The sequence below is a fragment of the Rudanella paleaurantiibacter genome (assembly GCF_009184635.1).
Lineage (GTDB): Bacteria > Bacteroidota > Bacteroidia > Cytophagales > Spirosomataceae > Rudanella > Rudanella paleaurantiibacter.
On record NZ_WELI01000013.1, the window covers coordinates 1 to 24,272 of the forward strand.

General features: G+C 54.3%; 19 protein-coding genes. 8 read left to right on the top strand and 11 right to left on the bottom strand.

The genetic code is table 11. The features are described 5' to 3' along the window. Window positions 1-436: 436 nt before the first annotated feature. From F5984_RS23180 to F5984_RS23205, 6 genes are all read right to left on the bottom strand, one after another. Window positions 437-1,204, bottom strand: coding sequence for an ABC transporter permease subunit (locus F5984_RS23180; protein WP_152126605.1), 768 nt, complete (start codon window positions 1,202-1,204; stop codon window positions 437-439). A gap of 85 nt (window positions 1,205-1,289) precedes the next feature. Further along, entirely contained in the window at window positions 1,290-2,036 is a 747-nt protein-coding gene (locus F5984_RS23185; protein ID WP_152126606.1) for an ABC transporter ATP-binding protein, read from the bottom strand. Next, a complete protein-coding gene (locus F5984_RS23190) occupies window positions 2,033-3,259 on the bottom strand; it encodes a nitrous oxide reductase family maturation protein NosD (protein ID WP_152126607.1) in 1,227 nt (408 codons plus the stop codon). Before F5984_RS23190 ends, F5984_RS23185 begins: the two co-directional genes overlap by 4 nt. A 107-nt stretch (window positions 3,260-3,366) precedes the next feature. Beyond that, window positions 3,367-4,386 carry a nitrous oxide reductase accessory protein NosL gene (locus F5984_RS23195; protein ID WP_152126608.1) on the bottom strand — a complete coding sequence of 340 codons (1,020 nt, stop codon included), beginning with the start codon at window positions 4,384-4,386 and terminating at the stop codon, window positions 3,367-3,369. A gap of 112 nt (window positions 4,387-4,498) precedes the next feature. Then, on the bottom strand, window positions 4,499-6,487 hold the full coding sequence (nosZ, locus tag F5984_RS23200; RefSeq protein WP_152126609.1) for a Sec-dependent nitrous-oxide reductase: 1,989 nt from the start codon (window positions 6,485-6,487) through the stop codon (window positions 4,499-4,501). 34 nt (window positions 6,488-6,521) lie between these two features. Next, the gene (locus F5984_RS23205) at window positions 6,522-6,983 is read right to left on the bottom strand and encodes a c-type cytochrome (protein WP_152126610.1); all 462 of its coding nucleotides are present in this window, start codon (window positions 6,981-6,983) and stop codon (window positions 6,522-6,524) included. Between the two features lie 213 nt (window positions 6,984-7,196). Here F5984_RS23205 and ric point away from each other — a divergent pair, with 213 nt between their 5' ends. From ric to F5984_RS23230, 5 genes are all read left to right on the top strand, one after another. Then, window positions 7,197-7,946, top strand: coding sequence for an iron-sulfur cluster repair di-iron protein (gene ric / locus F5984_RS23210; RefSeq protein WP_152126611.1), 750 nt, complete (start codon window positions 7,197-7,199; stop codon window positions 7,944-7,946). 96 nt (window positions 7,947-8,042) lie between these two features. Then, a complete protein-coding gene (locus tag F5984_RS23215; RefSeq protein ID WP_152126612.1) occupies window positions 8,043-8,501 on the top strand; it encodes an RrF2 family transcriptional regulator in 459 nt (152 codons plus the stop codon). Between the two features lie 36 nt (window positions 8,502-8,537). Next, complete coding sequence (locus F5984_RS23220; RefSeq protein WP_152126613.1) at window positions 8,538-9,092, top strand: fasciclin domain-containing protein; 555 nt, start codon at window positions 8,538-8,540, stop codon at window positions 9,090-9,092. 45 nt (window positions 9,093-9,137) lie between these two features. After that, the gene (locus F5984_RS23225) at window positions 9,138-10,925 is read left to right on the top strand and encodes a hypothetical protein (RefSeq protein ID WP_152126614.1); all 1,788 of its coding nucleotides are present in this window, start codon (window positions 9,138-9,140) and stop codon (window positions 10,923-10,925) included. Between the two features lie 115 nt (window positions 10,926-11,040). Beyond that, entirely contained in the window at window positions 11,041-13,353 is a 2,313-nt protein-coding gene (locus F5984_RS23230) for a nitric-oxide reductase large subunit (protein WP_152126615.1), read from the top strand. Between the two features lie 193 nt (window positions 13,354-13,546). On the opposite strand, the gene F5984_RS23235 is transcribed toward F5984_RS23230, so the two are convergent. The 5 genes from F5984_RS23235 to F5984_RS23255 form a co-directional block, all read right to left on the bottom strand. Further along, window positions 13,547-15,706, bottom strand: coding sequence for a c-type cytochrome domain-containing protein (locus F5984_RS23235; RefSeq protein ID WP_152126616.1), 2,160 nt, complete (start codon window positions 15,704-15,706; stop codon window positions 13,547-13,549). 211 nt (window positions 15,707-15,917) lie between these two features. Next, window positions 15,918-17,369, bottom strand: a complete 1,452-nt coding sequence (locus F5984_RS23240; RefSeq protein WP_152126617.1) for a DUF1501 domain-containing protein — start codon at window positions 17,367-17,369, stop codon at window positions 15,918-15,920. Next, entirely contained in the window at window positions 17,366-19,720 is a 2,355-nt protein-coding gene (locus tag F5984_RS23245) for a PSD1 and planctomycete cytochrome C domain-containing protein (RefSeq protein ID WP_152126618.1), read from the bottom strand. The genes F5984_RS23240 and F5984_RS23245 overlap by 4 nt, the downstream gene beginning before the upstream one ends. A 453-nt stretch (window positions 19,721-20,173) precedes the next feature. Beyond that, window positions 20,174-20,662 (bottom strand): SRPBCC family protein, encoded by a 489-nt coding sequence (locus F5984_RS23250; RefSeq protein WP_152126619.1) that lies wholly within the window; start codon window positions 20,660-20,662, stop codon window positions 20,174-20,176. Between the two features lie 11 nt (window positions 20,663-20,673). Next, on the bottom strand, window positions 20,674-20,979 hold the full coding sequence (locus F5984_RS23255; RefSeq protein ID WP_152126620.1) for an ArsR/SmtB family transcription factor: 306 nt from the start codon (window positions 20,977-20,979) through the stop codon (window positions 20,674-20,676). A 314-nt stretch (window positions 20,980-21,293) separates the two neighbouring features. Here F5984_RS23255 and F5984_RS23260 point away from each other — a divergent pair, with 314 nt between their 5' ends. From F5984_RS23260 to F5984_RS23270, 3 genes are read left to right on the top strand one after another with little or no spacing between them, the layout of a single operon-like run. Then, window positions 21,294-22,589, top strand: a complete 1,296-nt coding sequence (locus F5984_RS23260) for a CitMHS family transporter (RefSeq protein WP_152126621.1) — start codon at window positions 21,294-21,296, stop codon at window positions 22,587-22,589. Continuing rightward, complete coding sequence (locus F5984_RS23265; protein ID WP_152126622.1) at window positions 22,586-23,896, top strand: acyclic terpene utilization AtuA family protein; 1,311 nt, start codon at window positions 22,586-22,588, stop codon at window positions 23,894-23,896. Before F5984_RS23260 ends, F5984_RS23265 begins: the two co-directional genes overlap by 4 nt. Next, on the top strand, window positions 23,893-24,213 hold the full coding sequence (locus F5984_RS23270; RefSeq protein ID WP_152126623.1) for an AtuA-related protein: 321 nt from the start codon (window positions 23,893-23,895) through the stop codon (window positions 24,211-24,213). The genes F5984_RS23265 and F5984_RS23270 overlap by 4 nt, the downstream gene beginning before the upstream one ends. Window positions 24,214-24,272 lie beyond the last annotated feature (59 nt).

Sequence of the window (24,272 nt, forward strand, 5' to 3'; positions counted from 1 at the left end):
CTGAGCCTGCCTGTCCTGGTAGAAGAGGGGTGATTTTAGTCCATTCCTGCTCGGTGATCTCATAGCGTCTCATGCCACAAAGATCGTAGGATTGGGTAAGTTTATCCTAATTGTCCACACACTCTAGTTCGTTAACACGAACAGCTACATTTTTCATGTCACAAAACACTGGCATACACCGTTTTGACAAACTCAGGGCGACTTAGAACTTGAGTCTAATTGGCTAATTTGGTTCTATTTGTCCGTCACGCTGAGCCTGTCGAAGGGCTGTGCGCCAGCTTTTTTCCAACTTGCTGTTAATCGAGATCCTTTCCCAGAAGAAATCTCATAGTTCGCGTTAACGTTAGTTTTTCATGCCGACGAAGGACCGGGCCGCTGTAGGATAAAATGCCACATTAGTCCTAATAGCCTTCCCATCTCACCAGCCAAACCAACCCTACAGGTCTTTCTTGGCAAACACCCGAACGGCCAGCCATACCGGCACCACCGCCCAAACCAACATCACCCCCAGTGCGTACAACGAACCGGTCATACTGCCGAAAAACTCCTGATACAAAGCCCCCGTGTAACCCATCAGGGCCGACACATCCATTTGCAACATGATAAAAATCCGGGCCAGGTCAACGGGGTTGAGTGTCGTCAGCACGAGCATGGCTTTTTCGAGGGGGTAGTCGCTGAAACTAAAGAGGATGGTGAGCACAAGCCCGTCGTACAGCAGCCCGAAATAAAACCAGATGAGCAGAGCCAGACCAATGCCCTTGGCTTTGTCGCGGGTGCAAACCGAAGCCAGAAACGCCAACGCCACAAAAACCAGTGTGAGCGCAACACCCGCAGCCAGCAGGGCGGCACCGGTTGAACCGGGGGCATACAGCAGTACCGGACCACCAACGCCCACCAGAAATGCCGTTACCAGCGACGAAGCTACCCCCGCAAATTCGCTCAGGAGCAGCTTGCTCCGGTTGATGGGTTGGGCCAGCAACAGCTCGATAAACTCGTAGGAGTTGTAAAAGTGAATAGTCGTAAAAATGAGGCTGATGAGCGGCACCACCATCAGCACAATGTTGAGCAGGCTCATCAGCCCTTTGCTCGCATTGCTTTCCATGCCGAATAGCGTGGCCGATACCACCAGCAGAAACACCGTGTAGGCAAGCACAATCCGATTTTGCAGAATGTCGAGCCAAACGTATTTGATGACCTTGTTCATATTGAGTGATTGGGCGAAATTGAGTGAATGAGCGAATGAGTTAACAAGAGCGGGAACGTATGTGGGGTATCATGCTGAAGCGAAATCACTCGTTCACGCGTTCGCTCTTTCGCTCATTAGACATGATGCTCGCTATCGCCCGACCCAGCTTGACCTCGCCGGTAATGTCTTGAAGCCATTCGACGGGCTTGAAAAACTGCAACTGACCGTCCTGCAAATACATGACATCGGTGGTAAGCTCGTCGAGGTCACTCAGCACGTGCGACGTAATCAGGATCAGCTTGCCTTTGGCTTTTTCTTTCAGGATTTTGTCTTTCAGAATCTCCGACGCCAGCGGGTCGAGACCAGCGGTTGGTTCGTCGAGGATAAGCACTTTCGGGTCGAACAAAAAGGCCAGGCAGGCGCTTACTTTCTGGCGCGTCCCGCCCGATAGCGACTGCATTGTTTTGTCGAAAAGCGCCGGTAAGCCAAACGCCCGAATCAGCTCTTCGTCGAGGTAGTTGCTCTGCGCCGGGCTTTGGTTGGTGCCCCGCAAATCTTTCATCATTGCAAACACCTGCCGAATCTTCATATTGTCGGGGTATCGGCCAATCTGCGGCATGTAGCCAATGTCGCGCCGGTACTGCCACCCACCCCGGATCGGCTCGCCCAGAAAGCTGATTTCACCGGCATCGGGCACCACCAACCCCAAAATCGACTTGATAAACGTGGTCTTTCCCGACCCGTTAGGGCCAATGAGCGACACGGCCTGCTCGGCCTGAAACGTCGCCGAAAGCGGTTGTAAAACCTTCAGCCGACCGTACGATTTTTCGAGTTTGGTTACGGTAATCATGGTTGTTTCATCAGAGGGTTGGCATCGACCAGCGCTTCGGGCGTCAGGCTCGGTATTACCTTTTCGGCCCGGTCGAGGAGGGTTACAATAAAGCTGCGTAGGAGCACCACACCATGCGGCATCTGCTCAATAATCATGGAGTACAGACTGACCGGGTGGTAGGGCACATCGCCCCGTCCATCGCGGTTGAGGTCGTAGCCTTCGTACTTGTCCCAGTAGTTTCGGTCGAAGGTGTTAAACACCGTAGTGCCGTTGGTCGCTACGTCGAACGTATTGGCAATGAACGTATTCTGGCTGAACACATTATCGTTGCAGCTCGCCTGAATCCGCATTCCCCAGCCGTTTTCGGTCAGGCGGTTGTTGCGGCAGTTGATTCGGCTGGTACCTTCCATGTGAATACCCACGGTGTTTTTGCGGAAGGTATTCTGCTCAATCTGACTGTCGGATATGTCTTTCAGCAGCAGACCATAAGCCGCGCTGCCCCAGTTCTGTTCAAAGTGGTTGTGGCGCATAATCACCTTGCGGGTGTACATCACGGCCACGCCCGCGCCATTCTCGCGGAAGGTGTTGTAGAAGTAGCTGTTTTCGTGCGAAAACATAAAGTGCAGCCCGTAGCGAATATTGCCATGACTGTAGTTTTGGCGAATGGTGGAGTGCGTAACAAACTCAAAATAGATACCGTCGCGGTGTCCCCGAATATGGTTGTTCAGAATAGTCAGGCTGTCACACTTCCAGGCATGAATGGCGTTGCCGGTGGTTTGTTCTTCCTGCGGGCTCCCGGCAATGTCGTTCTGCCGCACCAGACAGTTGTCCGAAGCCGACATATACACCCCGAAATACGCGTTTCGGATTCGGTTGCCAACCACGCGCACACGCCGGGTCGACAGGATTTTTACGGCGGCCCAGTCAATGGTACTCGTCCGCCCAACGTTGCGAAGCTCCAGCCCCTGCACCGTGACATCGGCCGCCCGAATGGTGAAAATTTCCCCTTTTTTCTCTCCATCGACAACCGGGTAATTCTGTCCCAAAATCACCAGCGGCTTATCGACCATCAGGTTTATTTCGCGGTACAGCCCCTTCTGAATCAAGAGCGTATCAAACGGAGCCGCCTGGGCCAACCCCTGCCGAATGGTATGCACAGGCCCGCTCGGGCCAACAACCACCGTCCGGGCCGATGCCAGCAACGGAAACAACAATAGCAAAACGTAACGCAGCAGCTTCATGGAGTGAGGAGTAAGAAACGATGAGTAAGGAGCGATAAGTAATGAGCACTTTAAACGTCAAGTCGTCCAGAAGAGAAACACTTGATTACCAAGCCCAAAGACATTGTTCACTGTTCACTGTCCCCAAACATCTTCTTCACCTCTTGCCAGCTCCGGCCGGGTTTACCGTCGGCTTTGGGAAAAGCGGCCAGGTTGCCCGCCATAGGGCTCCGGTACTGTTCGCCCTGAACGAAGGCGGCTTCGCGGACGTCGATGGGCGAACCCGGTTTGTGGTAGTTATCTACCTGCACAAAGGCCAGGTCGGCGTCGGCGACTTCGTTTTCGGCCAGATAATGCGCCATGCAGGCTACATCATCGAAGGTAAACGACCGACCTTTCTGCGTGACGAATTGGGCCGCAAACTTCGGATCAACGATCGTCATTTTGCAGTGGGCGCAGGCATCATGCCCGTACCGAATCGGTTCGGGTTTCACCTCGCAACCTTGCATAATCAGGCCAGCCAGCAGAATACCCGTGGCCACGGCTCCCTGACGAAAACCGCCTTTTACGTTTACCGAGGGGCTTTTTTTGCATAAATACCACTCACAGGCGGTGGCACCCGCTACCAGCAGGCCCGCCAGGATGAAAATCCAACCGCCCACATCCGGCACCGAATACGCACCGAAGTTGAGCAGCGCCTTGTAGCCAATCACCGGTGGCTGATACGCCATGCCCGGCACCTGAATAGGCGCTTTGGGGTCCAGATTATGCCCGTATTCGTAGCCCCATTTCCAGAAATCGTACAGGGCCAGTACACCTGCCCCCACAAACAACACCAGATTGGTCAGCAGTAACACGCGGTTTCGGAGCGCGGCCGTCAGCAACCCAAACCCGATAAACGCCCCCACCAGCCACGGCATGTACGTAAACTCGGGAAACATTTCCTCTTTAATGTGCGCCATGCCGATGTAGTGATTCAGGCCATTGATGACCTCCACATCGCCCGACAGCTTGTTCAGCCAGATTTTCATAACCAGCCCCTCCGGGTATTGCGGAGCCCAGAGGTCGATGCGCCAAAGGGGCAAAAAGTACGTACCTATGAGCGAAAGAGAAGCCAATAGGACGGCGAAGCGGGATGTCGTTTTCATAACTTATTGGTTTGCCACAAGGATGAGGGTTATTTTGTTATTCCGACCAGCCTGCCGACCGGTCGGAATAACAGCACCGCATTCCATGCAGCGTTGGGAAAGGGTAATGGCTTTACTTTTTAGCGACTTTTTCGGCCTCAGGAGCGGCTGTTTTACCCGTACTGAACGTCAGCGGAACATTGCTACCCTTGGCCGACACCCGCACGTATCCCTGCATTTCCTGGTGCAGTGCCGAGCAGAAATCGGTGCAGTAGATAGGTGTAATGCCCACCCGGCTCGGTACCCACTTGAGCGTCTGCGTTTCGCCGGGCATAATCAGGATTTCGGCGTTGTTGCTGCCTTTCACCGCAAAGCCGTGCGGAATATCCCAATCCTGCTCCAGGTTTGTGACGTGGAAATACACCTCGTCGCCCAGTTTTACGCCCTCGATATTGTCCGGGGTAAAGTGCGAGCGGATGGCCGTAATGTACACGTGTACCTGATTACCCTCACGCACCACTTTGGCTTCTTTCTCGCCTTTGGCCGCGTATTTGTGGCCGTTCTCCTCAATCTTGAAGATTTTCTTCGAGTTTTTCTCCAGCAAACTCGCCGGGATCGACTCAGCATAGTGCGGTTCGCCCACGGTGGGGAAGTCGAGCAGGAGCTTCATCTTGTCGCCCGAAATGTCGTACAACTGCGCCGACTGCGTCAGTTCGGGGCCGGTGGGCAGGTAGCGGTCTTTCGTAATTTTGTTGTAAGCCACTACATATTTGCCGTGCGGCTTGCTGGTTGGCCCACCGGGAATCGACAAGTGACCCACCGAGTAGTACGTTGGCACGCGGTCCAGCACTTTCAGGTCTTTGATGTTCCATTTCACCAGCTCCGACGATACGAAGAACGAAGTAATGGCGTTGCCCTGTCCGTCAAATTCGGTGTGCAGTGGCCCAAGGCCCGGCTTTTGTACTTCGCCGTACAGCACGCTTTCGTATTTCAGCACCGGAATCCCATCAAACTCGCCGTCGTAGGTTTTGCCCGCAATCGCCTTCTGAATTTTGTCGAACGAAAACACCGGAATCACAGCCGCCAGCTTGCCTGAGCCCACAATAAATTCGCCGGTGGGGTCAACATCGCAACCGTGGGGCGATTTGGGGCATGGCATAAAATACACCAGGCCGGGGCATTCTTTCGGGTCGAGGGTCATCACCTCATTAATGATGGTCGACGTGGCCGAGTGCGTTTTTTCGTCGTACAGATTGTGGGCGTATTTGGCCGCCACTTTCTTGCCTTTGCCCTGTTTCAGGTATTCTTCGGCCTTTTTCCAGTTTACCGCCAGAATAAAGTCTTTGTCTTTCTGCGACGCGTTCACCTCCAGCAGGGTGCTTGCCTGCTCGGTATTGTAGCAGGAGAAGAAGAACCAGCCGTGCGATTTGCCCTTGCCAGCCCGCGCCAGGTCGAAGCTGATACCCGGCATTTTCAGCTGAAACTTGATACCCATATGACCCGACTGCGGGTCGACGCTGATAAAGCTGATGTACCCCTTAAAGTTCTTCTTGAACGAGCTGATGGGCATATCGCCATCATTATCGGGTGGCACCGAAAACCGGGTTGAAGCCACCACGTACTCGGTATTTTCGGTGATAAACGGCGATGAGTGATTACCGCCCGAGTTGGGGAGTTCGATAATTTCATCGGTACGGAACGTCGACAGGCTGATCCGGGCCACGCGCGGGGTGTTGTTGGCATTGCCAAAGGCCCACCGGCCATCATGCTCGCCTTTGGTTTGCGAGAGCGAAATGTGGTGTAAATCATCCCACGGAATGTAGCCGTGCGAGGTGTTCAGCATCGGTTTGGTTTCCTCGCTGTAGCCCCAGCCGTTTTCGGGGAAGGTCGAAAACACGGGAATGATCTTGAACATCCGCCCTGACGGTAACCCATATACGGACATCTGCCCGTTGAACCCGCCCGACACGATGTTGTAAAACTCGTCGTGCTGTCCGGGGGTGACGTAAACTTTCTGGGCGGCATCGCCCGATACAGCCGAACCCGCATCTTTGGGCTTACAGCTGGTTAAGTGAAGGCCGAGAGCGGCCAGGGCGGCTACGGCAACAATAGTACGTTTCATTGTCTTGGTCGTTAGTGGAGGGGGTATCGGTTCGTTATTTCTCTCCGTCGTTTGAGCGCATAAATTCCAGTACGGCGCGGGCATCAGACTCGCTCAGGTTTTGGTTGGGCATCCGAACCAGGCACTGTTCGAGCATCTTCTGGGCTTCGGGGTCTTTTTCGAGCATCATGTCCACGTTCAGAATCATGTTCATGATCCACTCAGGCTTCCGCCGTTTGGTTACGTCTTTCCAGCCGGGCCCTACCAGCTTCGTTTCGTCCAGCTTGTGGCACGAGCCGCATTTCACATCGTAAATACTTTTGCCACTGCTTACCATAGCCTTATCGAGGGGATTAGTCAGACTGATGGCCTTCACTTCACTACCGTGCACCTCTTCCTGCGCCACTGTCTCGGCCGGATCGGTGGGGGCCTCCTGAGCCCGTTGCTGTGCACCATCCGAGCAGCCGTACCACCCGACGGTGAGCGCCAGCAGTGCCGTTGTAATGGATCGTTTCATGATTAATCTGGTTTGGTTTCTGTTAATCCAATAAAAGATTTTCGCATCCTCTATTCTTCGACAAAGCAACGGGAGTCTATACGCCCAATGCATGACAAAAGTCAGGTTGCCGTGAGATTGATGTCAGGATTCAGAATAAAAGACCTCTATATCTTTATTCCCGAATTCGCGATGTGGGTACGCTCGTCGCGCATCCTTTATAGATAGAATCTCATGGAAACGATTTCTGCATTTAATGCCTCGACTGTTACCGTTGGGCAATTGGTAGCCGACGATATTCGGGCGGCCGAAGTATTCAAACGATTAGGCATTGATTTTTGCTGCAATGGCAAACGGACCCTTGCCGATGCCTGTGCGCGGGCCGAGGTCTCGGTTGATACCGTGCTCGATAAACTGAGCCAACTCCCCACGGGTAACCGCCTGGGCTCCGAACGGTTCGATGAGTGGGAACTGGGCTTTCTGGCCGATTACATCCTCAACGTTCACCACGCGTACCTGTACCAGAACCTCCCGTTTATTGAGGAGCTGGTGGTGAAAGTGGCCAATAAACACGGCGTCTACAACCCCACGCTGTTGGTGGTTCGGCAGGTGTTTACCGAACTGAAAGACGACTTGCTGTCGCACCTGAAAAAAGAAGAAATAGCTCTGTTTCCGTTTATCCGTAAACTCATCAACGGTCAAACAGACCCCTCGGCCGCCTTTGGCGGGCAAGCCGTTTCGCTCAAAGCACCCATCGATTGTATGGAGCACGAACACAGCTATGCCGGCTCGCTGCTGGCGCAACTCCGCGAAATCACCAACGACTACACGCCCCCGACCGACGCCTGCAACTCGCACCGGCTCATGCTGGCAAAAATGGAAGAATTGGAAAACGACCTAATGCGGCACATTCACCTCGAAAACAACATCCTTTTTCCGAAAGCACTGGCCCTGGAGGGCAACTACAGCCGGGTTGTCGAATAAAAATGGAAGCAAAAAGAGAGTCGTATCTTTTTTTCTGTTTTGTTTTACAATTCAAAATGTACGGTTTCTCCTATTCACCATTCATTCTTGACAACCATGATTTCAAAAACATGTGGCTACGCAATACGCGGGCTGGTGTATCTGGCCCTCAAAAGCTCGGAACATCACAAAATTGGCATTCATGAGCTTGCGGAAGAGCTGGGCGTACCGCAACCTTTCCTGGGTAAAATTATGCAGGGACTGGTTCGGCGCGACATTATCAGCTCCACCAAAGGCCCTAACGGCGGCTTCTACATTAACGACCGAACCCTGCACACGCCTATCATCGACGTGGTAGACGCTATCGACGGGCTCGGCATGTTTCGGCGGTGTTTTCTGGGTCTTCCCGAATGCGACAGCCATAACCCGTGCCCGCTGCACTCGCATGTGGTCACGTTTCGGGATTCGCTTTATGATACCCTCCACGGGTTGAGCGTGGAGGAAATGGTCGAACATGTTCAGCAGGGCGAGTCGGTGCTGAGCCGACTCCCCAAAAGCTTTGGCGAATCGACCTGACCGATTCACATTCACCAATTACCAAACCGTACTTTTATGAAAACCCCATTCATTACCTTACTCATTACCAGCGCCTTGCTGGGATGCAACACCGAATCGACCACACAAAACACAGATACCGGGCAGGAAACGACGGCTACGGTTGCCGGGCAATCGGCCGTACAAGACGACGACTCTCAGAAAGACGTGGTGAAAGTAGCCGCCGGCTCGCCCGACCACACCACGCTGGTAAAGGCCGTACAAACCGCCGGGCTGGTTGATGCGCTCTCCAATGCCGGGCCGTTTACCGTTTTTGCACCAACCAACGCGGCCTTCGACGCCCTGCCCGCCGGTACCGTTGATGATTTGCTCAAGCCCGAAAACAAAGAAAAACTGGCCGATATTCTGCAATACCACGTATCAGTGGCGGGGTATCCGCTCGAAAACCTCCAGGATGGCCAGAAAATCAATCAGGTCAACGGGGGCGACGCCACCATCAGCGTGAAAGATGGCAAGTACAAAATCAACGATGCCAACATTGTCGGAACAGTAAAGGCTTCAAACGGCATTGTGCACATCATCGACAAAGTCATTTTGCCCCCGGCCAAGTAGTAGCCCTTACGTTGCTCAACTGCGTTCACCTTTACTATTTCCATCATGACAATTCCAGTACACCGGTTTCACATACCGGTTATGGGGCTGGCGTTTACCGTCGATACACCGATTAAAGTTGCTCGATTCGGTATTTCGTCAGTGATGTCCATTATCGAAGACCGGCTGCTCGAAACCATGCGGCAGTATTATTATGGCCAGTTGAAGGAGCCGTATATCCCGATCAGCGACCGCGAAGATGACTACCGGGCCCGCCGGGTTACGGATTACCTTAATCTGGTCGACCGACTGGTGCAGGACGGGGTCAATACCCTCAAACAAGCCGCATTCGATGCCGGCTCGGAGCTGGTGCGGTATTTTGAGATGCTCCCCGACGATAGTTTTCTCAAGAGCCAGTACCGGCAAATGCTGCAACTGGAGCCCGGAACGGATAAACACGGATTACAAACGTGGCTTCGGCAGCAGATTCGGCCCGGCAGCATTGATGTCAACATCATGACAAAGGTCGACAAGAACAATGTCGACGCGTCGGGGGCAGTGCGCGAAAATGGCTCCGATGCCGTGACGGCCCTGCGCGGGTACGCCAACAGCACACTTACCAACTCGTCGGTTATTTTTTCGGCTGGCCTGAATCCGCGTCTGTTCAACTACCTCGAATCACTGCCAGCCTTTGAAGCCACGGGTTTGGGTGAGTTTCCGAAAAAAGTGGTCATTAAAGTGAGCGATTACCGTTCGGCGCTGATTCAGGGAAAGTACCTCGCCAAAAAAGGAATCTGGGTGAGCGAGTTCCGCATTGAATCGGGGCTGAACTGCGGAGGGCACGCCTTTGCTACCGACGGCTTTTTGCTCGGTCCTATTCTGGCCGAGTTCAAAGCCCGCAAAGCCGAACTGACCGACGCTCTGTTTGGGCTGTACACACAGGCGTTGACCCAAAAAGGAAAACAGACCTTTGCGGAGCCGCACCCGCTCCGAATAACCGTGCAGGGGGGTATCGGCACACCAGCCGAGGCCGACCTCCTGCACCGGCTTTACGACGTGGACAGTACCGGTTGGGGTACGCCTTTTCTGCTGGTGCCCGAAGCGACTACCGTAGACGAACCCACGTTGAACAGACTGTGTGGGGCCCGCGAAACCGACGTAGTGCTGAGCAAAGCCTCGCCCCTGGGAGTTCGGTTTTATTACCTCAAAGGCACCAGTTCGGAACGGGAAAAGCTGGCCCGTATCGGTCGGGGTAAACCCGGCAGCCCGTGCACCGAAAAACACCTGATTACAAACACCGAGTTTACGGAGCAGCCCATCTGCATGGCCTCGCGTGTGTATCAGAAGCAAAAACTCGCGCAACTGGCTACCCTCAACCTCAACCCGGATGCATACCAAAAACAAGCCGCCGACGTGCTCGAAAAAGAATGTCTGTGTGTGGGTTTGAGCAACTCCGTGACGCACGTATATGGTACACCGTTCGTAAAAAATCGGTCGAGTGTCACGATTTGCCCCGGCCCCAACATTGCCTATTTTTCGCGGGTGGTTTCGTTGCAGACCATGACCGACCACATTTACGGGCGTACAGACCTGATTTCGGACCGCAACCGGCCGCATATGTTTCTGAACGAACTGACGCAGTACCTCAACTACCTGGCCGAGCAATTGAACGAACTACGGCCGGAAGACACCAAACGGGCAACGTACTGCCGCGAGTTCGCTAAAAATCTGGCCGAGGGCATTGCGTACTACAGCCATCTGGCCGACGAGTTACCATCGCCCTCCGACCGGGATGCCTTTGCCCTCGGATTAGCCGATGCCCAACAACGACTACACTCCTTAACGATCCGTTGACCATTCCCTGAGCAGAGTCAGGCAAACGCCTGATAAATACCCTATCTGCTCAGGGCTTTTTCGGTCAGATTTGCAGAATAAAAGACCTTATTTTCTTTTTTTAATCGATTCAATCATGCAGTATCGAAAATTATGGTGGGGGTTCATTCTGGTCATGGTGGGCTCTTTTGCCGTACTTGGCTATTTTGGCGCAGAGATTTACCGGCAGGCTCCGCCCATTCCTGATAAAGTAGTGACACCCGACGGCCGGGTTTTATTCACCGGCGAGGATATCCGCAACGGACAAAACGTGTGGCAGTCGATTGGGGGCCATGCCGTAGGCTCAATCTGGGGGCACGGTGCCTACGTTGCCCCCGACTGGACCGCCGACTGGCTGCACCGTGAAGCCACGTACATTCTGGACAGCTGGGCGCAGGTAGCCAAAGGCAAACCATTTGCCGCAGCCGATGCCGAAACACAGGCCGCCCTCAAAATACGCTTACAGCAGTTGCTCCGCAAAAACACTTTTAACCAGCCAACGGCCACCCTCACGGTTGCCGGGGTTCGGGCAGAGGCCGTATCCGCAAACAGCCAGTATTATACCGGACTGTTTATGAACGACAAGGCGTTGGCCAGTCATCGGGATGCGTACGCAATACCGGAAAACAGTGTGAAAGACCCCGCCCGGATGCGGCAGCTCAACGCCTTTTTCTTCTGGGCGTCGTGGGCCTGTGTTACGCAGCGTCCGAACGAAACCATTAGCTACACCAACAACTGGCCATCGGAAGAACTGGTTGGCAACAAGCCAAGCACCGATCTCGTATTCTGGACCGGCTTCAGCGTAATTGTTCTTCTGGCGGGCATTGGTTTACTGGTATGGCACCATGCCTCCACGCCCGAAGACACCCTGGAACCGGGTTTTCTGCCCAAACGAGACCCGCTTCTGGGCCTTGTTGCGACGCCATCTATGCGGGCCACCGAGAAATACTTCTGGATTGTGACAGCCCTACTGGTGGTGCAGGTGGGCCTTGGCGGTATAACGGCGCACTTCGGCGTTGAGGGGCAAGGGTTCTTTGGGTTTCCGCTTGCGGAGTACCTCCCCTACGCTGTTTCGCGCAGCTGGCACGTACAACTGGCTATTTTCTGGATTGCTACCTCGTGGCTGGCTACAGGTCTGTTTATTGCCCCGGCCGTATCGGGGGTTGAGCCCAAATTCCAACGACTGGGTGTTAATTTTCTGTTCGGTGCCCTGCTGGTCATTGTGGTGGGTTCACTGGCAGGTCAGTGGTTTGGGGTGATGCAGAAACTGGGGCTGGTTGAGAATTTCTGGTTCGGGCATCAGGGGTACGAATACGTCGATATTGGCCGGTTCTGGCAGATTTTCCTCTTGGTAGGTTTGTTTCTGTGGCTGTTTCTGATGGGTCGCGCCATCTGGCCTGCGCTCAAACCCGATGCTGACGGACGCCCGGCCGAAAGTCGCCATTTGCTGACGTTGTTCCTTATTTCGTCTATTGCCATTGCGGCTTTCTACGGCGCGGGACTGATGTGGGGTCGACAAACGAACCTCGCCATTGCCGAATACTGGCGGTGGTGGGTGGTACACCTCTGGGTTGAAGGCTTTTTCGAGGTATTTGCCACGGTGGTTATCGCGTTCTTGTTTGTGCGACTGGGTTTACTGCGTATTCAGAGTGCCACGAGTCAGGTGTTGTTTTCAACCATTATCTTTCTCTTTGGGGGGATAATCGGCACCTGCCACCACCTTTATTTTAGCGGTACACCCACCTCTGTGATGGCCCTCGGTGCTACGTTTAGCGCCCTGGAGGTAGTGCCGCTGGTGCTGCTGGGTTTTGAAGCCTACGCAAATCTCAAAATCAGCCGCTCAACACCCTGGATTCAGGCGTACAAATGGCCTATTTACTGTTTCGTAGCAGTTGCGTTCTGGAATCTGGTCGGGGCCGGCCTGTTTGGGTTCATCATCAACCCACCGCTTGCCCTGTACTACATGCAGGGGTTAAACACCACCCCTGTACACGGTCACACGGCACTGTTTGGTGTGTACGGAATTTTGGGAATCGGGCTAATGCTGTTCTCTCTACGGGCCATGAACACCCGTTCGGTCTGGAAAGACGGCACTATCCGGTTTGCGTTTTGGTCAATCAATATCGGGTTGGGCCTGATGGTGCTACTGAGTGTACTGCCCATCGGCCTGTTGCAAACCTGGGCCAGCGTAGAACACGGTCTTTGGTACGCGCGCTCATTGGAGTTTATGCAAACCGACACCATGCAGTTGTTGCGCTGGTTGCGGGTAGTGGGCGATACCGTTTTTGCGGCCGGTGTGCTGGCGTTGGCCTGGTTTATCATTGGCCTGAAAACGGGCCGGTCTTTGGTGCCAACCGCACCCAATCGTCGGCCTACGCCCGACTATGAACTGGCCGATGCCGAGGTATAGTTAAAAAACACAAGGGGGCTGCGTTTCGACGTAGCCCCCTTGTGTTTATACTTGTTCAACTTTTGTTCATGTATTGCCGAGTAACAAAACCGCCTTTAGGCGCTATGAGGCAACGTATAGTGTGTAAACATGGGCTCAAATGAGGCCATTTGTTTAATGGAACCTCACCCTTATTGCCCCATCTTACCGAGCATCAATTGAAAAATACCTCGTCGACAAATACCCAGCCGGGTTGACCCTTGCCCGGATGCCAGGCTGGTAGCTTGGTAACCGGCCGGGCCACAATCTTGACCACAGCACAATTCTCCCCGTTCAGAGCGGCCTGAATGCCCTCAATCCGGCCCGACTCCTCTTTCTGCGGCTGCGTGGGCTGAATTTTCTGAATCAGTTTCAGATGGGCTTTATCGGGGCCACCCCAAACCTCGACGGTGGTCGGCGGCATAATGTAGCTACCCGTATTTTTGCCGATGCTCATGGTCACCGATTTGAGCGGTACCGGACGGGTGAAGGTAAAAAATGCCTCAAACGGCTTTTCGCGGAAGCCTAGCCAGGCTACGTCCTTGAAATTTTCGATGGTGCCTTTTTTGCCGTCAATGAGGGTTTTGCCGCCTTCGCCGAGGTATTGCGGGTTGGGTTCGTTAATCAACTCGGCACGGTCGGGCTTGTGTTGCCCCCCAAAGAAGGTGTACTCCACGAGTTCGCTCGCGTACCATTTGTCTTTGGTGGCCCGCGCTTTCACGACCGTGAAGCCGTTGACGGCAAACGGTTTCTGGTACACGGGCGATTTAAGCGTGTCGGGCTCTGAACCGTCGGTTGTGTACCGAATCTGTACGCCCGGCAAGGGGTGCTTAAAGGTTACGGGCGTTTGAGCCGTTATCACAAACTGCTCGTTGACCAACATCGGCGGGTTTAGCTTCAGCCGTTCGTTATCGCTCGGCACATAGCCAGCCACAAACCGAATACCCTTGTTTTGCCCCTGCAACTGAGCCAATTCGGCCGTACCGAGCGGGGTATTCCAAACAAAAACCTCTTTCAGTGAGGCCAGTTGCGACAGCGACGCCAGCGCATCTTTGTTCACTTTTGTGCCCGACAAGGCCAGCGAACGCAGGTTGGGTAGGCTTTTCAGATCGGCCAGCGTTTTGCCAGTCACCTCGGTGTTGTTCAGAATGAGCTTTTCGAGGTTTTCGAACCCGGCAACCGTTTTCAGATCTTCATCTCGCACCGGCATATTGGTCAAATTGAGCGACACAAGCTGGGTTTTCACCGCCGACAACTCGGCTAAATGTTCGGGCTTGTAGGCTTCGCGCACAAAGAAACTGGCCTGCAAAGCCGGGGAGTCGTGGGCCAGCGGTACTACCACCCGAAACGGTGTATTGACTTGCTGGAGCGCATCTTCCGAAACCGCATCGAAATCGTAGGCCACAACCTCGGCCTCTGCCCCACCCCGCACAGCGTTCAGGTGCGCTTGTACCAACACCCGCAACGGGTCGTTTTGCGCCAGGGCACCGAGCGATTTTTTGGTATCGGCACCGGCCTTAATCCAGGCCGTCAGCAGGGCTACCTCCTCGGGCGAAAGTTGCGTTTTGCCTTTTGGGGGCATGTGCTTTTTGTCGTCCAGCGGCAGGTTAGCCCGTTGGATCATGTGGCTGTTAAGTGGGTCACCAGCCACCCAGATGGGGCCATTTTTGCCACCTTTGAGGAGTCCGGCCAGCGTGGTCATCAGCAACTCACCTTTCTGCTTCTGCTCGTTATGGCACTGATAACATTTGGTTTTCAGAATGGGCTCGATGGTGCTTACAAACACGGGCGTATCGTCGGTGAAGACCATTTCCGGCGCGGCTTCTTCGTTCGGAAACAGGTAATCTTCGCCGTGGGTCAGGCTCGCCCCAAAATGCCCCGTAACGAACAGGCAAAGGGTACTCAGGCCCAGAACCGGAGCGAACAACCGGCTATTGCGTTCGGGCCGCTCGTTGAGCACCACCAACGCGTAGGCCAGCAGACTCATGCCCACGCCCGTGTACTTATGCCAGTTGAGCAGGTTATCGGTATAGCCGCCCTCCCGCGACAGAAAAAAGCCCATCAGGGCCGCCGTTGCCGCCGACAGAGCTGTAACCACCAGTAAAAACCGAAACAGTTGGGCTACCCCCTCCCCCGCAAACGCTTTACGGAATACCCACAACAACCCAACCAGCACCAACAACCCAATGGGCAGGTGCAACAGCATAGGGTGCATGCGGCCGACGGGTTGCAGCCAGCCCGGCAGGACTACTTTTTCCTGAAAAATGAGCAGGAAAACGAGCAACAGGTTTAACGCTAACAGAACATTGGCGGCAACCGCCTGAAAACGACGCATGGTAAAAATAGTGAATGCTTGAGGGATTCGGTGGTAGTGTGGAGCTAACGCGTAGCTGCTGACGCAAGGCCCTTCGACAGGCTCAGGGTGACGATCAGCAGCTGTCACAAAAGCAAGATTTGAGTTAGGCGTGTCGTGTCACCCTGAGCCTGTCGAAGGGCCGTGCGTCAGCAATAGACAATCAAAACAACCATTTGATAATCAACTATTATCAGGCCATCAGGCCCGGCAGTACTTTCCCGGCTACATCGGTCAGGCGGTAACGCCGACCGAGGTGCTTGTAGGTTAGCTTCTCGTGGTTGAGGCCCATCAGGTGCATCACCGTCGCATGGAAATCGTGAATATTGACCGGGTCGCGTACCACGTTGTAGCCAAACTCGTCGGTTTCGCCGTACACGGTGCCGGGTTTTACGCCCCCGCCGGCCATCCAGGTGCAGTAGGCCCGTGGGTGATGGTCGCGGCCGTAGTTATCTTTGGTAGCCGTACCCTGTGAGTAATTCGTCCGGCCAAATTCACCGCCCCAGATCACGAGCGTTTCGTCGAGCAGACCGCGCTGTTTGAGGTCGGTAATCAGGGCCGCCGACGCCCGGTCGGTATCGCGAGCCTGCAAGGGCATTTCGCCCACCATATTCCCGTGCTGATCCCAGCCCTGATGGTAGAGTTGTACAAACCGCACCCCGGCTTCGGAGAGCTTGCGGGCCAGCAGACAGTTGGCCGCAAACGTACCCGGCACGAGGCACTCAGGGCCGTACATTTTGATGATGTGATCGGGCTCTTTGCTCAGGTCGGTCAGTTCAGGCACAGCCGTTTGCATCCGGTAAGCCATTTCGTACTGCTGCACCTTGGCCTTGATTTCGGGATCGCCAAAATCATCGTACGCCATGTTGTTCAGCTCGGCGAGGTTGTCGAGCATTTTCCGGCGCGAGGTCCGGTCGGTGCCTTCGGGGTTGTTGAGGTACAGAATCGGTTCTTCGCCACTACTGAACACCACGCCCTGATGGGTTGAGTCCAAAAAGCCGTTGGTCCAGAGTTTCGAGTACACACCCTGCCCGTTGCCCTTACCCCGCGACAGCAGTACCGAGAAGGCAGGCAGGTTTTTGTTATCGCTGCCGAGGCCGTAACTCACCCACGCGCCCATGCTCGGACGGTTGCCCTGCTGCGCGCCCGTTTGCAGGAACGTCAGTGCGGGGTCGTGGTTGATGGCCTCCGTGTTCATGGTCTTAATCATACAGATGTCGTCCACGATGTTGGCGATGTTGGGGAACAGTTCGCTAATCCACATGCCCGACTGCCCGTATTGCTTGAACTGAAAGTGCGAGCCCACCAGGGGAAACTTGGCCTGATTGGCCGTCATACCCGTGAGCCGCTGCCCTTTCCGAATCGAATCGGGCAGGTCCTGACCCGCCAGCTTGTTGAGCATCGGCTTGTACTCGAAGCTTTCGTACTGCGAGGGAGCCCCGTTCTGAAACAGATAAATTACCCGCTTGGCTTTGGGCGCAAAGTGCGAAATACCCAGCGGCAGGGCATCTGACTCCTCATCGCCCCCCCGAAACAGATCAGGCACGAGCAACGAACCCAGGGCCAGACTTCCAATCCCGGCGGCTGCTTTCCCCAGAAAATGCCGACGGTTTACATTCAGACGATTTTCGATGAACTCGTTCATAGCATGATAGTTTCTTCGAGGTTGTACAACATCAACAGGGTTTGCATGAGGGCCGCCGTAGCGGGTTTATCGGCTACGGTAGCATGGGGCGTTTCGCCCACGGCCAGCAGGTTTTCAGCTTTTTTCGGGGTAGACGAGAACGTCGTTTTCTCGTCGGCAAAGTACTTCTGCAACACCTTCAACTCTTTGTCTTTTGGGGTGCGGCACAAGATCTGCCGGAACGCCTTTTCTATTTTCTGGTCGGCTGAGGTTTTCTCCACCATCAGTTTCTCGGCCAGCACCCGCGCCGATTCGAGCACCATCGGGTCGTTGAGCATCACGAGCGCCTGCAGGGGCGTGTTGGTGCGCGAGCGTTTCACCTCGCACTGATCGCGGTTGCTGGCGTCGAACATAAGCATAGACGGGGGCGGCACCGTGCGTTTGATAAACACATACATACCGCGCCGGTACAGGGCTGTGCCGTGATCCTGCACGTACCGCGCCAGCGAGCCCCGGCCCGACGTAGCCACTTCCCAGAGGCCTTTCGGCTGGTAGGGCTTCACGCTGGGGCCACCAATTTCGGGGTTCAGCAGGCCGCTGCTCGTGAGTACCAAATCGCGCACCAGCTCGGCGGGGAGCCGCAGGCGGGGTGCGTGCGAGAGAAACACGTTTTCGGGGTCTTTGGCCAGTTTATCTTTCGTAATCTGGGCCGACTGCCGGTAGGTAGCTGAGGTAACAATCTGTTTCACCAGCCGCTTCATATCCCAGTTGTGCGTGCGGAAATCGACCGCCAGCCAGTCGAGCAGCTCGGGGTGGCTGGGCAGTTCGCCCTGCATCCCGAAGTCGCCCACGGTTTTGACGATACCCCGTCCGAAAAACTCCTGCCAAACCCGGTTGACAAACACCCGCGCCGTGAGGGGGTTCTTCGGGTCGGTCATCCAGCGGGCCAGCCCGAGCCGGTTTTGCGGGTATTTCTTCTTGTCGAAGGGCATGATAAACGTCGGCATGGCGGCCGAGACAATCTCCGACGGCTGATCGTAATTTCCCCGACTCAGGATATGCGTTTTGCGGAGCGTGTCGGCATCTTTCATCACCATCACCATCACCGAGGCCGTATCTTTTTTATTCACGAACCGCAGAATGTCTTTCACGTCCTGCGAGGAAATTTTCATGTTCGGTGGATCGGCAAAGGAAGCGTCGATGGTTCCGAATAGCCCTTTTTCGGGCACCTGATTGAAAAACGCGAAGGTGCTGTAATAATCCTTTTGCAGGATAGGGTCGTATTTGTGGTCGTGGCACTTGGCGCACTCGTAGGTCAGGGCCAGAAACGTCTTGCCGAACGTATTGGTCCGGTCGGTGACGTACTCAATGCGGTACTCCTCGTCGATGACCCCGCCCTCCTGCGTGATTTTGTGGTTCCGGTTGAACCCCGTCGCCAGCATCATTTCTTTGGTAGCCTTGGGGAGCAAATCACCCGCCAATTGCCAGGTCAGGAACTTGTCGTAGCCGTAGTTCTGATTGAAAGCGTGAATCACCCAGTCGCGCCAGGGCCACATGGTCCGCAAGCCATCGTCCTGATACCCGTGTGAGTCGGCGTAGCGGGCCACATCGAGCCACTGAAGAGCCATTTTTTCCCCGTAGTGCGGACTTTTCAGCAGTTCATCCACCACTTTCTCGTAGGCATTCTCTGACTTATCGGCCAGGAACCGCTTTTGCAGATCAAGCGAAGGGGGCAGGCCCGTAATATCGAGCGATACGCGTTTCAGTAGCCGCTCCTTATCCGATTCTGGGTTGGGTTCCAGCCCCATTTCGGTCATTTTGGCCAGTGTAAAATGGTCGATCTCGTTGCGGGGCCAATCCTCATCGTCAACTTCAGGCAGCTTGGGGGTTTGCGGTGCAATAAAGGCCCAGTGCGGTTTGTATTTGGCGCCTTGCTTGATCCACTTCTCGATCAGGGCAATCTGATGCTCGGTCAGCTTCAGGTTCGAGTTGACCGGCGGCATCACATCGGCCGTGTCTTTGGTGGTGATGCGCAGCCAGATGGCCGACTTGAGCGGGTCGCCCGGTACCAGCGCGTGCATCTTGGGGTTTTCCTTCAGGGCGGCATAGGCGTCGGCCTCCGTGTCGAGCCGGAGGTTGGCCTCCCGCTTGTTGGCGTCGGGGCCATGACACATAAAGCAATTATCCGACAGAATGGGCCGAATATGGAAGTTATAATCGACCTCGTCGGGCATGGTCATAGTGACTGACCCTGTATTTCGGTTTGTGGTGAAGAAACAGGCCGTCAACAGCGACGTCAAGGCGATACCCGTAAGCAGCGCAAGCCTGAATCTGACAACCCATTGTATAACGTTTCGAATTGGTTGCACCATAGTACAAAGGGGGATGGAAGCTGGAAAACAACGAATTGTGCTACAATTTCAAAAAAATATCTATAACACCCAAAGTTTATAAAAAATTTTAAAATAAATAAGGCCTTTCATCGCTGTAAGTTACCCTAAAGTTAGTAATATGATTACTTCCACGCATCGGAAGTCCGGAAAGCAGGAGGTCAGTGTAGAAAAATTAAATCAACCTACGTACAAAAGGGGTCTTCGAGCGTTCGTCTACCGATGGATGGAAGCTGTGAGAGGATCTAAAGTACCAGCCGCTTTACGTTGTCAAGAGCAGGTCTGTGAGCTTCCTTAACCGGGTAAACCTCTAATCGCCAATTAAACAAAAACAGCCGGTTTACCGTGGAGGTAATCACCGGCTGTTCGATCGGTTGTTAAAATATACCCGAGCAGGTTCGTTCGCTGCACGGCTTTTGATGGCAAGGGATGCGTTTACTTTTGCCCTGATAACGTCGCCAATAACTCTTCCAGGTTTTTCAAATTCATAGCCGTTCCTTCCTTGAAGCCCATTTCGAGCATCTTCTCCATGCGGGCGAGTGATTCATTGTAGATACTGACGTGCACGGTTGTTTTGCCGTTCAGATCGCTGAAACGCAAATCCCACTCTGAACCCGGCAATTCCGGGTTTTCATCTTTGTCGGCAAAGGCATTCAGCAATGTGAAGTTGGTCTTCGGGGTAATAGACGTATAGGTTTGCAGCGACCAAAACTCCTGCCCTTCGGGGCTAACCATGGCATAAAACCGTCGGCCGCCCACTTCAAAATCCATGTATTTTGTTTTGGAAGTCCAGGGTTTTGGCGCCCACCATTGATCAAGTATTTCGGGCTTCGTGTACGCATCCCATACCAACGCGAGATCGGCATTGAATTCGCGGGAAAAGCTTACCGTTTTTGTCGTTTTGTCAACAATAAAATCGTTCATTTTGCTTGTGATTAAAGGGTTGTTAATACGTCGTCAAGTTGCGTAAAGCGTGTCTCCCAGCTTTTTCTGAATTGGTCAATCCAGAGGTCAACCTCTTTCATTTTTTCAACTTCCAGGGAGTAATAGATCTCCCGGCCTTGCTGTTCCTGTTTCACCAGCTCGCATTCAGCGAGTATACGGAGGTGTTTGGAAACAGCCTGTCGGGTGGTATTGAAGTTCTCGGCGATGGCATTGGGCGTCATTGCCTGAAACGCAATCAGCGTCATGATGGCCCGCCGGGTAGGGTCAGCTATGGCTTGAAAAATATCTCGTCTCACCGGGTTTGAATGTTATAATGCGAAACCGAACGGTTGCAAATTTATTAGCAACCGTTCGGTTTCGCAAAGTATTTCAATTAAAAAATAAGCCGGTGCTGCTGGTTTGGTGAGGTAGTATGGAATGGCTACGAACACATAACCTGTCATGACCCGGCAGAGCGCTTACGCAATGAAGCTGTGGTTGCGAACCACCGGGCGGCAACCACAACAGGAACGCCTTGATTTTTATCGAAAGCAGTAGGTTGGCCGTTTTGCGCCGTTTATGGCGTTGGAAGCTGATTTCCTGAAGATAATTTTACTCTCCTACCAGCCCTATGCTGTCATTACTTGGCTTTGCCACCATTGCCATTTTTCTCCTTTTGATTATCACGAAGCGTTTGTCTGTCATTACGGCGCTGGTGCTGGTACCGGTGAGTATGGGTTTACTGGCCGGATTTAGCCCGAAAGAACTGGGCGACATGATTCTGGCGGGTATCAAGCAGGTGGCCCCAACGGGTATTCTGCTCATGTTTGCCGTACTGTATTTCGGGACCATGCTTGACGCGGGCCTGTTCGACCCGATCATTGCGGCAATTATCCGTTTCGTGAAAGGCGACCCGCTGAAGGTTCTTCTGGGAACAGCCGTGCTGACCATGATTGTTCACCTCGACGGCGACGGAACGGCCACGTTTATGATTGTTATGTCGGCCTTCTTGCCCATTTACAAGCGCTTAGGCATCAACCGGCTGATCTTAACGGGCATTGTCGCGCTAAGCGTAGGGCCTTTGCATCTGGTACCCTGGTCCGGCACCTCAGCGCGGGCGATTTCGACACTTAAAACGGATGCGACTCAGCTATTCAACCCCAACATACCGGCTATTGTCGCGGGCATGGCGTGGGTCCTTTTTGTCGCCTACCGGTTTGGCCTACAAGAGCGTAAACGCCTGGGCATTAGCAACCTAAACTACGTACATGAAGAAAGTCTGACCGACGAACAGCGGCAATTTCGTCGGCCCCGCCTGTTCTGGGTCAATGCCCTACTCACTATTGGCCTCATCACAACCCTCATGAAAGGCTGGGTGCCGGCCCCGGCCCTGTTTGTTTCAGCGGCTATTATCGCCTTGCTGATTAACTACCCCCGTCTGCCCGATCAGCAGAAAGTGCTCCGTAGCCACGGCAACAATATCTTCATGGTATCGAGCATGATCTTTGCGGCCGGGGTATTTTCGGGTATCCTGACCGGGGGCAAAATGATCGACGCGATGGCAACGTCTGTCGTTTCGCTCATTCCCCAGCAACACGCGGCCTGGTTACCTACGCTGACGGCCATCACCAGTATGCCCGCCAGTCTGCTCTTTACGCCCGATGCCTACTACTTCGGGGTTGTGCCTATTCTGAGCCAGACGGCCACGCAATTCGGCATTGACCCCCTCGAAATCGGGCGGGCCGCCTTGCTGGGCCAGATGACGGTCGGGTTTCCGGTTAGCCCGCTCACAGCTTCGACCTTCCTGCTGGTTGGTCTGGCCGAGGTAGATTTGGGCGATCATCAGAAATTTATCCTTAAATGGGCCTTCGGCACCACCCTCGTCATGACGCTGGCAGCCCTCTTAACCGGCTCCATTCATTTATGAAAACCTCGGTACGAATTGGGTGCGGGGCTGGCTTCTCCGGCGACCGGCTGGAACCAGCCCTCATGCTCGTCCAGCAAGGCGAGCTGGACTATCTGGTGCTGGAATGTCTGGCGGAGCGCACCATTGCGCTGGCACAGAAACGAAAACGGCAGGATGCCACGCTGGGCTATGACCCTCTGCTGGAACGCCGAATCGAACGTCTGTTGCCCTATTTATTAGCCCAAAAGGTTCGTCTGATTACCAACATGGGCGCGGCTAATCCCCTGGCAGCTGCTCAGAAAATTGTCGACATTGCGCAACGATTATCACTCCCGGTACGCGTAGCGGCTGTCACCGGCGACGATGTGTTCAGCCTGCTCTCGGCGCTGGAAACAGGCCAGCCCTTATCCGCTTCGGGGCCGCTGATTTCGGCGAATGCGTACTTGGGTATCGAGGCTATTTTACCGGCTCTGGCAACAGACGCCAACATAATCATTACCGGCCGGGTGGCCGATCCCTCCCTGTTTCTGGCTCCGCTGGTACACGAGTTTGGCTGGTCTCCGAACGATTATGACCTGTTGGGACAGGGTACCGTAATTGGGCATTTACTCGAATGCGCCGGTCATCTGACGGGGGGGTACTTCGCCGATCCCGGCCGCAAAGACGTACCCGACATGGCACATCTGGGCCATCCCTTTGCCGAGGTGTCATCGGATGGCACGGCCGTTTTCGGGAAGGTAGCCGGAACGGGTGGTTTGTTGAATCTGGCCACCGCCAAAGAGCAATTACTTTACGAAGTGATGGACCCCAGCCAGTACCTAACTCCCGATGTGGTGGCTGATTTTACGCAGGTGCGGTTGGCCGAAACCGGCCCGAACCAGGTAAGAGCCTCGGGCGGGCAAGGTCAGCCCCGACCAGATAAACTTAAGGTGAGCGTGGGCTACGAAGCCGGTTTTATCGGCGAAGGCGAAATTTCGTATGCCGGGGCTAACGCCCTCGGGCGGGCACAATTGGCCGGTGCTATTATTCAGGAGCGGTTACAGGACCGATTCACCGATCTTCGCATCGACTACATCGGCAGTACCTCGGTTCATCGAACCAATTTTGGTCATTACCCGGCCCCCTACGAAATTCGGTTGCGCGTGGCCGGAAGAGCCCTGACGGCACAACAGGCGGCTTTGGTCGGTGAAGAAGTCGAAGCCCTGTACACCAACGGGCCAGCGGCCGGGGGCGGTGCCCGCAAGTATGTGCATGAACTCGTCGGCATCGTCTCAACCCTCATCGACCGAAATCAAGTAAGCCCACACGTAACGCTCTTTCAGTCATGACCATCAAACTCTACGACATTGCTCACAGCCGGGCAGGCGACAAGGGCAATACCCTAACCCTCTCGCTTATTCCGTACAAAGCCGAGGACTACCCGTTGTTGCAGGCTCAGGTTACGGCCGAAGCCGTCAAACAGCACCTGGGCGACATTGTTGCGGGCGAGATAACCCGGTATGAGTTGCCCAACCTGCCTGCTCTTCAGTTCGTTTGCCAGCAGGCGTTAATGGGTGGTGTAACAACCTCACTCACGATGGATACCCACGGCAAAAGCCTGAGCTTTGCGCTGCTGGAAATGCGCATAGACGGTGGAGATAAGTGAATGGAGAATGCATAATGGAGAATGGACGATGGATTACCCTGCTGATTGTCAACCTGTTC